The 12,653-nt window shown below is 40.6% G+C and carries 11 protein-coding genes; 1 reads left to right on the forward strand and 10 read right to left on the reverse strand.

Features of this window, described 5'->3' with window-relative positions:
• Positions 1 to 73: 73 nt before the first annotated feature.
• Positions 74 to 1,621 carry an acyl-CoA carboxylase subunit beta gene (locus tag NYE73_RS15780; protein ID WP_009370220.1) on the reverse strand — a complete coding sequence of 516 codons (1,548 nt, stop codon included), beginning with the start codon at positions 1,619 to 1,621 and terminating at the stop codon, positions 74 to 76.
• Positions 1,622 to 1,626: 5 nt separating this feature from the next.
• On the reverse strand, positions 1,627 to 2,040 hold the full coding sequence (mce, locus tag NYE73_RS15785) for a methylmalonyl-CoA epimerase (RefSeq protein WP_004231207.1): 414 nt from the start codon (positions 2,038 to 2,040) through the stop codon (positions 1,627 to 1,629).
• Between the two features lie 125 nt (positions 2,041 to 2,165).
• Here mce and prli42 point away from each other — a divergent pair, with 125 nt between their 5' ends.
• Positions 2,166 to 2,261, forward strand: a complete 96-nt coding sequence (gene prli42, locus NYE73_RS15790; RefSeq protein ID WP_009370219.1) for a stressosome-associated protein Prli42 — start codon at positions 2,166 to 2,168, stop codon at positions 2,259 to 2,261.
• 22 nt (positions 2,262 to 2,283) lie between these two features.
• Here prli42 and NYE73_RS15795 read toward each other — a convergent pair whose 3' ends face one another.
• The 8 genes from NYE73_RS15795 to NYE73_RS15830 all read right to left on the reverse strand — a co-directional run bounded on the left by NYE73_RS15795 (position 2,284) and on the right by NYE73_RS15830 (position 12,634).
• Positions 2,284 to 3,294, reverse strand: a complete 1,011-nt coding sequence (locus tag NYE73_RS15795; protein ID WP_081010952.1) for an aromatic acid exporter family protein — start codon at positions 3,292 to 3,294, stop codon at positions 2,284 to 2,286.
• Between the two features lie 152 nt (positions 3,295 to 3,446).
• On the reverse strand, positions 3,447 to 3,887 hold the full coding sequence (locus NYE73_RS15800; RefSeq protein ID WP_004231203.1) for a BrxA/BrxB family bacilliredoxin: 441 nt from the start codon (positions 3,885 to 3,887) through the stop codon (positions 3,447 to 3,449).
• Positions 3,888 to 4,048: 161 nt separating this feature from the next.
• Positions 4,049 to 5,146 (reverse strand): methylmalonyl Co-A mutase-associated GTPase MeaB, encoded by a 1,098-nt coding sequence (gene meaB / locus NYE73_RS15805; RefSeq protein ID WP_048392309.1) that lies wholly within the window; start codon positions 5,144 to 5,146, stop codon positions 4,049 to 4,051.
• The gene (gene scpA, locus NYE73_RS15810) at positions 5,146 to 7,299 is read right to left on the reverse strand and encodes a methylmalonyl-CoA mutase (protein ID WP_004231201.1); all 2,154 of its coding nucleotides are present in this window, start codon (positions 7,297 to 7,299) and stop codon (positions 5,146 to 5,148) included. Before scpA ends, meaB begins: the two co-directional genes overlap by 1 nt.
• On the reverse strand, positions 7,296 to 8,999 hold the full coding sequence (locus tag NYE73_RS15815) for a methylmalonyl-CoA mutase family protein (RefSeq protein WP_103118407.1): 1,704 nt from the start codon (positions 8,997 to 8,999) through the stop codon (positions 7,296 to 7,298). The genes scpA and NYE73_RS15815 overlap by 4 nt, the downstream gene beginning before the upstream one ends.
• Before the next feature lie 121 nt (positions 9,000 to 9,120).
• A complete protein-coding gene (locus NYE73_RS15820) occupies positions 9,121 to 10,464 on the reverse strand; it encodes a dihydrolipoamide acetyltransferase family protein (RefSeq protein WP_259950890.1) in 1,344 nt (447 codons plus the stop codon).
• A gap of 170 nt (positions 10,465 to 10,634) precedes the next feature.
• Positions 10,635 to 11,618 carry an alpha-ketoacid dehydrogenase subunit beta gene (locus NYE73_RS15825; protein ID WP_016993882.1) on the reverse strand — a complete coding sequence of 328 codons (984 nt, stop codon included), beginning with the start codon at positions 11,616 to 11,618 and terminating at the stop codon, positions 10,635 to 10,637.
• Complete coding sequence (locus NYE73_RS15830; protein WP_259950889.1) at positions 11,618 to 12,634, reverse strand: thiamine pyrophosphate-dependent dehydrogenase E1 component subunit alpha; 1,017 nt, start codon at positions 12,632 to 12,634, stop codon at positions 11,618 to 11,620. Before NYE73_RS15830 ends, NYE73_RS15825 begins: the two co-directional genes overlap by 1 nt.
• Positions 12,635 to 12,653: the final 19 nt, after the last annotated feature.

Genomic DNA, 12,653 nt, shown 5'->3' on the forward strand with positions numbered 1-12,653 from the left:
GACAAACAAAAATGTTTCACTTTTTGGCAATGAAAAACCTAGCAACTTTTGAGCTGCTAGGCTTGTATGACTATTATAGAGGAATATTACCGTGCTTTTTCTCTGGACGTGTTTCATGTTTGTTTGACAGCATATCAAGTCCTTGAATCAGCTTGATACGTGTATCTCGTGGATCGATTACGTCGTCTACCATACCGCGAGATGCTGCAACATATGGGTTAGCAAATTTCTCTTTATATTCTTCGATTTTTGCTGCACGAGTTGCTTCTGGGTCATCTGATTTTGCAATTTCACGGGCAAAAATGATGTTAGCTGCGCCAGCAGCACCCATAACAGCAATTTCAGCATTTGGCCATGCAAATACAAGGTCAGCACCAATTGATTTAGAGTTTAAGGCAACGTAAGCGCCTCCATAAGCTTTACGTAAAATCACTGTAATTTTTGGAACAGTCGCTTCTGAATAAGCATAAAGAATTTTCGCACCATGACGAATAATACCACCATGTTCTTGTTTAACACCTGGGAAGAAGCCAGAAACGTCTTCAAATGTGATGATTGGGATATTGTATGCATCACAAGTACGAATGAAACGAGCAGCTTTATCAGAAGAATCGATATCTAAGCCACCAGCAAGAACTTTTGGTTGGTTACAAACAAGTCCAACTGATTCGCCAGCAATACGTGCAAAACCGACTACTACGTTTTTAGCAAACTCTGCATGTACTTCCATGAACGAACCTTCATCCACTACTTGCTCAACAACTTTACGTACATCATATGGACGTGTTGTTTCGATTGGTACTGTATCTACGATTTCTGGACGGTAGTCATCCCCTTCAGGTCTAGCTTGACGAGGTGCCTTTTCTTTATTGTTTTGTGGTAAGTAGCTTAGTAGTTTTTTAATTTCATCAATCGCTGCCTCTTCAGAAGGAGCACGGAAATGAGCATTCCCACTGACCGCATTATTTACTTTCGAACCACCTAAATCTTCAGCAGAAATTTTCTCTCCTGTTACCGTTTCGATTACTTTAGGTCCTGTAATGAACATTTGAGATGTCTTATCCACCATTAGAATAAAGTCAGTAATAGCTGGAGAATAAACAGCTCCACCAGCACAAGGTCCCATAATCACAGAGATTTGTGGAATCACACCAGAATAAATGGCATTTCGGTAGAAGATATGACCATAGCCATCTAATGAAAGAACACCCTCTTGAATACGTGCACCGCCTGAGTCATTGATGCCGATAAATGGTGTACCATTTTTAGCAGCTAGATCCATCACTGTTGCCATTTTTTTCGCATGCATTTCACCAAGCGCCCCACCAAACACTGTGAAATCTTGAGAGAATAAGTATACTGGACGTCCGTTAATTTTACCGAATCCAGTTACGACACCATCACCAGGTCCCTCCATTTTTTCCATGCCGAAGTCTACTGTACGATGTGTAATAAATGGGTTGATTTCGAAAAATGTACCTTCGTCTAGCAACAAGTCTATACGCTCACGAGCAGTAAGTTTCCCCTTCTCATGCTGCTTATCGATGCGATCATAGCCACCACCAAGTTCAATTACCGTTTTACGGTCATACAAGTCATTGATTTTGTCGAACATATCCATACTAATCACTTATCCCCTTTTCCACTTTTATCACATAATTCATATAACACCCCAAATGAGGATTTAGGATGCATAAACGCAACCTCTGCCCCTCCAGCACCTGGCCCTGGCTCTTCGGATAAGAGACGTACACCTTTTTCACGAAGCTCTGCCATTCGTTCACGAATTCCCGTCACACCAAACGCAACATGATGAATTCCTTCTCCACGTTTTTCAATAAAACCATGGATGGCACTTTTATCACTCATTGGTTCTAATAGCTCGATTTTCACGTTCCCTGCATCGATAAATGCCACACGAACCTGTTGAGATTCTACTTCTTCCACTTTCATCAACTTTAAGCCCAAAGTTTCTGTATAATATGTAATGCGTTCATCAAGATCGCGCACTGCAATCCCAATATGGTCTACTTTCTCCATGGTGACATCTCCTTCTGTTATGGTACATACTCTATTTTACAGACTTTTTTGTCAAAACTCTACTACTTGAGAAATTTTTCAGATTTGCTAAACTATTTATAAGAAAAGAAGGAGCGAACGAGCATATGAGTAATAAAAAATTTCAAAAAGTCGTTATTTATAGTATGATCGCAATTATGCTAATCTCATCTCTAGCATTCGGATTATCTATGATAATTTAAGGCAAAGCACGAGGCGTCCACACTACTGTGGGCGCTCTTTTTTAGCCTTTAACCCTTTAAATGACTGCTTTATTTCTAAATACCTGTCCATTTCCTCTATAAACTGATAGAGGGCTGCCTGAGCGATAAATTGCTCGTGGCTTTGTGGTAAAGGAAGCTGAGAAAAATCGCGCTTAACATGTTCGAGTTTTTCGCGATACTGACTAGCCGTATTCCCCGAATGAACATGCTCACCTAGGTCTTGTAAAAAATCTGCCACAATTTCAGCCTCTTGTACTATAACAGGTAATGTCGTCACTTTGGGTAGCACTCTTTCGATAATTTCTAGCTGCTGCTCTCGCATATCGAAATATACATAGTAATCATTTTTACGTCTTGTAAAATGGTTTTGAACATCTTTAAACGCTAATGATTTTGCCTCTTCTAGTGCTTTGATTGCATCGATAATTTCTTGGCCGTTCCACAACGTATCTCCTTGCCGTAAATAGCTGGCAATTTCTAAAAAAATCTTACTATATAGCTCCTCTATTTTGACTCTGTAGTAATTTAATTCCTTTTGAATGTCTGGCATATACATATTAATGGCAATCCCTGTTCCATAACCGATAGCCATCAACGCTAATTCATTATAAACAAGTGTTAATGAATAACCTTCAGCAGCGTAAATATGCATAATAATCACGACACTGGAGATAAATCCATCCGCAACCTTTAAAGATACAATAGTAGGAATAAAGAGTATAAGCATGCCTGCTAGTGTAAGTGGATGATAAGCAAATAACTCAAAGCTTACAAAGGCAAAAAGCATTGCTACAATACTTGCAACCAATCGTGTATAGGCTGCATAAATGGATTTCTTTTTTGTTGGTTGCACACATAATATCGTTAGAATACCAGCAGATGCATATGAGGCTAAATCAAAATACTGTGCAATGGCAATAGCGATGGCCGCACCAATTGCTGTTTTTAAAGTTCGATAGCCGATTGAAAACTTCTTCAGGCCGACTGCCTCCCATCCTTTAGTACTCTTCACTCATTCAGCTAATTATTTAGCCAATATTACAAAAATTTTAACAATAATGAAACTACCTATACATGAGGATCAGTAGGAAGCCTACATAGATAGCATAATCTATGAGGCTTTTCTACTTGATTGAAAATGATTTTTCTTATGCAAGAATAGACTTAAAGTTCGTCACAATATTCTTCAAAGTTTGCTTGTAAATTTGTCACAACTGACATTGGGTCATGCCCTTCAATTTCATAGCGTCCCACTTCTGCGACAACTTGTCCGTCTTTTAATAAAACGAATGATGGTGATGAAGGTAGATGATCTTCTCCAAAATGGTAACGCGCTGCTGCAGTTGCTTCTTTATCTTGCCCTGCAAACACTGTTACTAAATGGTCTGGACGTTTATCATAATGAACGCATTGTGCTGCTGCTGGACGAGCGATACCACCCGCACAACCACACACTGAGTTCACCATTACTAATGTTGTACCTGGACGAGCAAACGCCTCTTCTACAGCTTCTGGTGTTGTTAATTGTTCATAACCAGCTGCCTCAATTTCAGCACGTGCTGTTTTTAAAATTTCCTGCATAAATAAATCGTAATCCATATTCATATAGCGATAGCTCCTTTCAAGTTCGCGCCAATTTAGTTATATTTCAGATAGTAGATTTTTGACGCTTATCCATCTCTTATCATAGCAGTTTGCAAGCAATTTGTGCACCTACTTGCTCAACACATTTCAGTTGAAATTACTACGATTTCAATAAGACTCGTTTACTTGTCTTCCTGCTCCTCGCTAAATAAACGATCCACACCTTGTGTAACTGTCAACTGTCCACTTAAAATTTGACGTTCAAGCTGTTGTACTTGTGCTTTACGTTGCGGGTTTCCATAAAAGAGATCTATTAAATGATCGGTAATCATCGATTGGAACCACTCTTTTGTTTGTTGCTGGCGTCGGGTAGCCCAATAGTGATTTGCTTCTACGATTTGCTTGAATTCCCCAATTGTTTCCCAAACCTTATCAAGTCCTCGATTTTCTAGTGAACTAACAGGCATGGCAGTTGACATCCAACCAGGTGTAGCAGGCTGTAAAAAGTGCAAAATTTGTTTGTACTCTGCAACCGTTTTTTTAGCTAGACGTACATTATCACCATCCGCCTTATGCACGACAATTGCATCTGCTAATTCCATAATGCCTTTTTTCATGCCCTGCAATTCATCCCCCGCTCCTGTTAAAACTAGAAGCAGGAAGAAGTCAACCATGCCACGGACATAGGTTTCACTTTGTCCAACACCAACTGTTTCAATTAAAATCACATCATAGCCTGCTGCCTCACAAACTAACATGGTTTCTCGTGTCTTTTTGTGAACACCCCCTAGGGTACCTGCCGATGGCGATGGACGCACAAATGCACTAGGCTTCTTAACGAGCTCTTCCATACGCGTTTTATCGCCAAGTATACTTCCTCCCGATAGAGAAGAACTTGGATCAATGGCAAGAACAGCAACTCGTTTCCCCATATCACAAAGCATAGTACCGAAAGCCTCTATGAATGAGCTTTTTCCTGCCCCAGGCACACCTGTTATGCCAATTCGGATACTATTGCCTGTATGTGGAAGAAGCTCCTGCAATAGTTCTTGTGCCTGTACTTTATGGGTAGCGTTTGAACTTTCAATGAGGGTAATGGCTTTTGATAAATGTGTGCGAGAGCCCGCACGTACTTGTTGTGCAAGCTCTCCTACATTTAGAGTGTCTGCCTTTTTCTTTCGGAACTTTTTGGGTGTACCATATTGCATCCCGTCGTGAGTCGCCTCTACTCCGTCCATGACAAATAGCGCACTTTCTTCCATTCCTTTATTTTTGTCCATTATTCAGACACTTCCTCATAGCCTAAACGTTTGTAGATTTCTTCAATAATTTTTTGTGCGGATACAGGAATCACTGTACCTGGTCCGAAAATGGCTACTGCACCAGCATTATAAAGGAAATCATAATCTTGTGCTGGTATAACACCACCCACAATAATGATAATATCTTCACGACCTAGTTTTTCAAGCTCAGCTATCAATTCAGGCACTAACGTTTTATGTCCTGCTGCTAGTGAAGACACACCAATAACATGAACATCATTTTCAACAGCCATTTGAGCAGCCTCAGCAGGCGTCATAAATAATGGAGAAATATCTACGTCAAAGCCTAAATCTGCATAACCAGTTGCGACAACCTTTGCACCACGGTCATGTCCATCTTGTCCCATTTTAGCAACTAAAATACGCGGACGACGACCTTCATTTTCAAGGAATTCTTCTGTCATTTGTTTCACTTCCGCAATTTGCTCCTCATCAGAGAAGTTTGCAGAGTAAACACCAGAGATCGAACGAATGACCGCTTTATGACGACCAGAAACTGCTTCAATCGCATCAGATATTTCACCTAAAGAAGCACGAGCGCGCGCTGCATCCACTGCTACCGCTAGCAGGTTTTCTTCTCCATCTTGAGCCGCCTTCGTTAAGCGAGCTAAATGTTTTTGAACTTCCGCTTCATCACGAGCTGCCTTCATCGCTTCTAAACGTTCAATTTGTTTTTGACGAACAATGGTATTATCGATATCTAAAATATCGATTGGCTCTTCTTTTGCTAAGCGATACTTATTCACGCCAACAATCGTTTCTGTTTTAGAATCAATTTTCGCTTGACGTTTTGCTGCAGCTTCCTCAACCTTCATTTTTGGAAGTCCCGTTTCAATCGCTTTAGCCATACCACCAAGCGCTTCAATTTCTTCGATTAACGCCCAAGCAGATTTCGTAATTTCTTCTGTTAATTTCTCTACGTAGTACGAACCACCCCAAGGATCAATGACTTTTGTCATCGCTGTTTCCTCTTGTAAAAATAACTGTGTATTACGCGCGATACGTGCTGAGAAATCTGTTGGAAGTGCAATCGCTTCATCTAATGCATTTGTATGAAGGGATTGCGTATGTCCCATCGAAGAGGCATTTGCTTCGATTAAAGTACGTGCAACATTGTTAAATGGATCTTGCTCAGTTAATGACCAGCCAGATGTTTGGGAGTGCGTACGTAATGCTAATGTCTTTGGATTTTTCGGGTTAAACGTAGACATCATTTGTGCCCAAATACGACGTGCTGCACGCATTTTAGCAACTTCCATGTAATAGTTCATACCAATTGCCCAGAAGAACGATAAGCGAGGTGCAAATGCATCAATATCAATGCCTGCTTTTAATCCTGTTCGTACATACTCCAAGCCATCTGCTAATGTATAGGCAAGCTCAATGTCATTTGTTGCGCCTGCTTCTTGAATATGGTAACCAGAAATTGAAATAGAGTTAAATTTTGGCATATACTTCGCTGTATATTCAAAAATATCTGCAATGATTTTCATTGACATAGCTGGTGGGTAAATATATGTATTACGCACCATGTATTCTTTTAAAATATCATTTTGAATAGTACCTGCTAATTGATCTGGCGTTACCCCTTGTTCTTCTGCTGCTACAATATAGAATGCAAGGACGGGTAATACGGCACCATTCATTGTCATTGAAACTGACATTTGGTCTAACGGGATTTGATCGAAAAGGATTTTCATATCCTCAACTGAGTCAATCGCAACCCCAGCTTTTCCTACGTCCCCTGTTACACGTGGATGATCAGAGTCATAGCCTCGGTGTGTTGCTAAATCAAACGCGACAGAAAGACCTTTTTGTCCCATGGCCAAATTTCGTTTGTAAAAGGCATTGGATTCTTCAGCAGTTGAGAAACCAGCGTATTGCCGAACCGTCCATGGACGTGCTACATACATAGTAGGGTATGGTCCACGTGTGTTGGGTGCAATCCCTGCCACATCATTTAGATGTTTAGCCTCTTTAATATCTTCTTTTGTGTAAATATCTTTAATTTCAATCCCCTCATTTGTCATGAACTTGTCTTCAGACGCTTGAGGTGCTTCAGCTGTCAAAACCTTTTCTATTTCTACTGCATTAAAATTTGGCTTGCTCATCGTTGGACCTCCTTCATGCTCGCAAACACGGACTGTAATTTTTCAATGATGTTTTGTCCTGCGAAAATAAAGCCGTTTAAGCCATTTGCTAACCATGCTTCTTCTTCGTCTTTAAATTTGCCCGCTACATCTACAAGCACATTTGCTGGTTTTTCAGCTAAAATGGCCGATACAAATGCTTTTGTATCATCATCATTGCCTGCAATCACTACATACTTAGCCTCTGTCGCCTTCAGCCAAGCTACTGCCTCTTCTACAGTTGTCACTGGCTCACTTTTTTCTGGTACAAGACCCACTGTGTTTAAGAAGCCCGCTACAAAATCTGCGCGTGGTTTAGAGCTTTTTAATGATCCTAATGCTAAAATACCTGTTTTTACATCTGCTGCTGTCATGTCTGCACGTAAGTCCTCAAATGGAGCAGCGATACGCTTAATATCAGCAAATAATGGATTTGTATCCTGTTCAAGAATATCAGCTGGATTAGCATAAATATTCGTTCCAATTAATGATTGCTTACGTGTTTGGGCAGCTTTGATGCGTTTTTGATAGGATGCTTCCACTTCTTCTGCAAGCTTGCCAGAGGCTGTATATTCATCGATACCGCCAGCTGCCTGGATGTCTAAAAATAGTGCCCATGCTTCTTTCACAAAATCTGCTGTTAACGACTCGATAAAGTAAGAGCCCCCTGCTGGATCTTTTACTTTTAAGACATTTGTTTCTTCTCTTAAAATTAATGATACATTACGAGCGATACGAATGGATTGATCCGTAGGTTTTGTTAACACGTCATGTGGATGAACCGTAAAGAGATCAGCACCACCGATTAAACCAGAAAGCGCTTCATTTGAAGAGCGTAGTAAATTTACATACACATCTAATTTAGAAAAGCTTCTTAATGATGTTTCAGCAACAGTAGGGATTTTGATATGATCTGTTACGCCATAAGCGGATGAGAACGCTTTCCAAAGTACTTTAAAAGCACGTAGCTTTGCAATCTCCGTAAAGAATTGTGTATCAATGGCAAATGATACAAAGAATTTCTTCGAGAACGCTTCAAAGCTTTCTTCTTGTTCTGCAAATTTGGCTGCTAATGCAAGTGCATAGGCTAATTCTTGTACAGCGTTAGCACCTTCATTATGATAAACCGTTGTGTCTGCACTGACTGAGCGCACGTTCGGAAATGCAGTCAAAGTGATAGGGTCTTTTGAAATAATGTAACCTTTAATGGCTTCTTGTTGATCTACTGGAATGTTGTCGAATACTGCTAATAATGGGTCTTTTGAATTTTCAATAGTAATTTTAAACGAATATTCTGAGAAATATGATGCTAATTTGACCAATACTTCTTCTGTCCAAGCAAAGCTCACTCGGCTATCAATCGTAATAACTTCATTGCCTCGAGCTAGACTATCCTCAAGCTGTGCAAAAAAAGCTTCGCTTGAATCAGCGTGAATTTGTTGTGCCACCTGAAATACTTGATCATTTTGTAGGGAACGGATTGTGGCAACTTGTAAATCAAGCTCTTCTCCAAGCTTAGCTACTAAACTTTCTTGCGTGTAAAGCGGCTGTAGTGTAACACCTTCATTTGTTTTTGTGAATAGTGACTCAAATGGTTTCCCTTTTAAAGCTTTGATTGCTGCATCTTGCCAGTCTGAATAGGCTGGTATTTCAAATTCAATATTTTTCATGTTGTTTGACATGCGGACGCTTAATCAGCTTCCCCCCTTAGTAGTTTCTATTTGTTATTCTACATGACAAATTGCGACTCGAAAAGCATAAAAAAAATCGGAAACCCTTATACAGCAGGTTTCCGACAAGTCATCAGTAGACTGACGTTGAAGATTTATTTGTATTTTCGAGTATTTCTTTTACTCTATTTAGGAATTTACCACAGACAAGTCCATCAAGCACACGATGATCTAATGATAAACATAAATTCACAATATCACGTGCAGCAAACATTCCACCTGGTAAAACAACAGGTTTTTTTACAATACTTTCCACTTGCAGGATCGCTGCTTGTGGGTAATTGATGATGCCCATTGATTGAACAGAGCCAAATGCACCTGTATTATTCACTGTAAATGTACCACCAGTAATGTCATCCATTGCTAATTTTCCTGTACGAACTTTGATAGCCAGTTCATTGATTTCTTTCGCAATTCCTTTAATGGATTTTTCATCTGCGTGTTTTATAACAGGTACAAATAAGGCATCATCCGTTGCTACTGCAATCGAAATATTGATGTCATGTTTTTGAATGATTTTATCTTCCGCCCACATCGAATTCAGCATTGGGAATTCCTTTAAAGCTTGAGCAACCGCTTTTACAAAGAAGGCGAAATATGTAAGATTAAAGCCTTCTTTTTGCTTAAATTCATTCTTTAAGCTATCACGATAAGTCACTAAATCTGTTACATCCACTTCCATCATCATCCAAGCATGCGGCGCTTCATGTACACTTTTCACCATATTATTCGCAATGGCACGACGGATCTTCGTCACTGGAATTTCGATATCTCCTGGATGAATAGGTTGTACAGGTGCAGCTGCTTTTTCCACTTGTTGCTGTGGTGCAGAAGCTGCTGTAGGTGCTGATGTCGTTTGAACGGTTGGAGCTGCTTGTGCTACATCATTTGCCGTTGGGATATTACCTGTTTCAATGAGCTTTAACAGGTCTTTTCGTGTAATACGACCACCCTCGCCAGTACCTGTTACAAGGTCTAAAGCTATATCATGCTCCTGTGCAAGTCGAAGAACAGCTGGTGAATAACGTACTTTACCCGTACGTGCCTCTTTTGGTGCAGATACTGGAGCTGCTACCTGCTGTGGTGCCTCCTGTTTCTTTTGAACACCTGCATTTAAAATAGCCGTACTTACCGCTGATTTTTTTTCAGGTGGTGGTGCTGGTAATTCACCTTCTCCCGCTATTTCAATCGAGCAAACGACTGCTCCAACTGGTAATGTCTGACCTTCTTGCGCAAGTAGCTCCGTGATAACCCCTTCAAATGATGACGGGATTTCAGCATTTACTTTATCAGTAACAACCTCTGCTAATGGATCATACTTTTTAACTGTATCTCCAGGCTTTACAAGCCATTTTTCAATTGTACCTTCTGTTACACTTTCGCCGAGCTGTGGCATTGTAATATTTTGAACCGACATCTTTTATTCCTCCCATCAATTAAGCCTAGGCGTCATTGTACCTGATGCAGCGCTAAAAACATTAAACGTAGATAGGCATTTAGACAGATTTTGACTTTCATATGTGCAAAGTCAAAATCTGTTGTTCCGTCTGAGGCTTTTATTTTTTCGTTCAGCCTTGTTGTAATCTATTAGAACGCAGCAAGTTCTCGCATAGCACGTTCCACTTTATCAGGATTAATCATAAAATATTTCTCCATCGTTGGTGCATATGGCATGGCTGGCACATCAGGTCCCGCTAGACGTTGAATTGGTGCATCAAGCTCAAATAAACAATGTTCTGCAATAATTGCAGCAACCTCACTCATGATACTACCTTCTTTATTATCCTCTGTGACAAGCAATACTTTACCTGTCTTACTTGCAGCCTCAATAATCGCTTCTTTATCCAGAGGGTAAACTGTACGCAAGTCAAGGATATGAGCGGAAATACCATCCGCAGCTAGGCGTTCTGCCGCTTGTAAAGCAAAGTGGACTGCTAAACCATAGGTAATGACTGTCACGTCATCTCCTTCACGTTTTACATCTGCTTTACCAATTGGCAATGTGTAATCATCTAGTGGTACTTCCCCTTTAATTAAACGATAGGCACGTTTATGTTCGAAAAATAATACTGGATCTTCATCACGAATAGCAGCTTTCAATAAGCCTTTTGCATCATACGGTGTTGATGGAATGACAATTTTCAAACCAGGTGTACCAGCAAAAAGTGCTTCAACGGATTGTGAATGATAAAGTGCCCCGTGAATACCTCCGCCAAAAGGTGCGCGGATGACCATTGGACAAGTCCAGTCATTATTAGAACGGTAACGAATTTTGGCTGCCTCTGAGACGATTTGATTGACAGCTGGCATAATAAAATCAGCAAATTGCATTTCAGCAATCGGACGCATACCGTACATCGCAGCACCAATACCCACACCAGCTATTGCACTTTCTGCAAGCGGTGTATCAAGCACGCGGTATTCACCAAATTGATCGTATAGCCCAGTAGTGGCTTTGAATACACCACCTTTACGACCAACGTCCTCTCCTAAAATGAAAACTCGTTCGTCACGTTCCATCTCTTCTTTCATTGCTAATGTAATCGCATCAATATAAGACATTACTGCCATTACATGTCACCTCCGTCCACTGGTGCATAAACATATTTAAGTGCATGCTCTGGTTGTGCATATGGAGCCGCTTCAGCATAATCAGTTGCTTCATTTACTTCTGCCATAACACGCTCTTCGATTTCAGTACGTATCGCGTCCGTCATCACGCCACTATCCATTAAATACTTTTCAAATAATACAATTGGATCCTTTGCTTTGCCTTCTGCAATATCTTCAGCCGTACGGTATTGACGGTCATCATCATCTGAAGAATGGGCTGTTAAACGATAAGTGACTGTTTCGATTAAGCTTGGACCTTCCCCATTACGTGCACGATCTGCAGCCTCTTTCACCACTTTATACACTTGTAACGGATTTTTCCCATCCACGGTCACTCCTGGCATTCCATAGCCAATCCCACGATCAGATACTTTTGCACAGCCTAGTTGACGCTCTACTGGCACAGAAATCGCATATTGATTGTTTTCTACCATAATAATGACTGGTAGCTTATGCACACCTGCAAAGTTCGCTCCTTCATGGAAGTCTCCTTGGTTGGATGAACCTTCACCAAGCGTAACGAAAGAAACAAAATCTTCATTTTGTAGACGTCCTGCAAGTGCAACGCCCACTGCGTGTGGAACTTGAGTCGTAACAGGAGATGAACCTGTTAAAATACGATTTTTCTTTTGACCAAAGTGGCCTGGCATTTGACGGCCACCAGAGTTTGGATCTTCTGCTTTAGCAAACGCAGATAGCATCAGTTCTCTTGGTGTCATACCAAAATGTAAAACAACACCCATATCACGATAATAAGGTGCAATATAATCCTTACTTTTATCCAGTGCAAAGGCTGCTCCAACCTGTGCCGCCTCTTGACCTTGACAGGAAATTACAAACGGAATTTTACCAGAACGGTTTAACAACCACATACGCTCATCCAGTCTTCTGGCCATTAACATTGTTTCGAACATAGCAAGTACATCTTCATTTGACAAACCTAAATCTTCATGTTTGATTTGAACATCTTGCATACGAACACCCCTTTCGTAT

This window comes from Lysinibacillus sp. FSL K6-0102 (assembly GCF_038003545.1).
GTDB classification, from domain to species: Bacteria; Bacillota; Bacilli; order Bacillales_A; family Planococcaceae; genus Lysinibacillus; species Lysinibacillus capsici.

Excerpts from the sequence above, each read along its gene's own strand:
- NYE73_RS15820 (WP_259950890.1), bottom strand. The coding sequence starts at position 10,464 with ATGTCGGTTCAAAATATTACAATGCCACAGCTCGGCGAAAGTGTAACA.
- NYE73_RS15815 (WP_103118407.1), bottom strand. The coding sequence starts at position 8,999 with ATGTCAAACAACATGAAAAATATTGAATTTGAAATACCAGCCTATTCA.
- NYE73_RS15830 (WP_259950889.1), bottom strand. The coding sequence starts at position 12,634 with ATGCAAGATGTTCAAATCAAACATGAAGATTTAGGTTTGTCAAATGAA.
- NYE73_RS15825 (WP_016993882.1), bottom strand. The coding sequence starts at position 11,618 with ATGGCAGTAATGTCTTATATTGATGCGATTACATTAGCAATGAAAGAA.
- NYE73_RS15800 (WP_004231203.1), bottom strand. The coding sequence starts at position 3,887 with ATGAATATGGATTACGATTTATTTATGCAGGAAATTTTAAAAACAGCA.
- scpA (WP_004231201.1), bottom strand. The coding sequence starts at position 7,299 with ATGAGCAAGCCAAATTTTAATGCAGTAGAAATAGAAAAGGTTTTGACA.
- NYE73_RS15780 (WP_009370220.1), bottom strand. The coding sequence starts at position 1,621 with ATGGATATGTTCGACAAAATCAATGACTTGTATGACCGTAAAACGGTA.
- meaB (WP_048392309.1), bottom strand. The coding sequence starts at position 5,146 with ATGGACAAAAATAAAGGAATGGAAGAAAGTGCGCTATTTGTCATGGAC.
- prli42 (WP_009370219.1), top strand. The coding sequence starts at position 2,166 with ATGAGTAATAAAAAATTTCAAAAAGTCGTTATTTATAGTATGATCGCA.
- mce (WP_004231207.1), bottom strand. The coding sequence starts at position 2,040 with ATGGAGAAAGTAGACCATATTGGGATTGCAGTGCGCGATCTTGATGAA.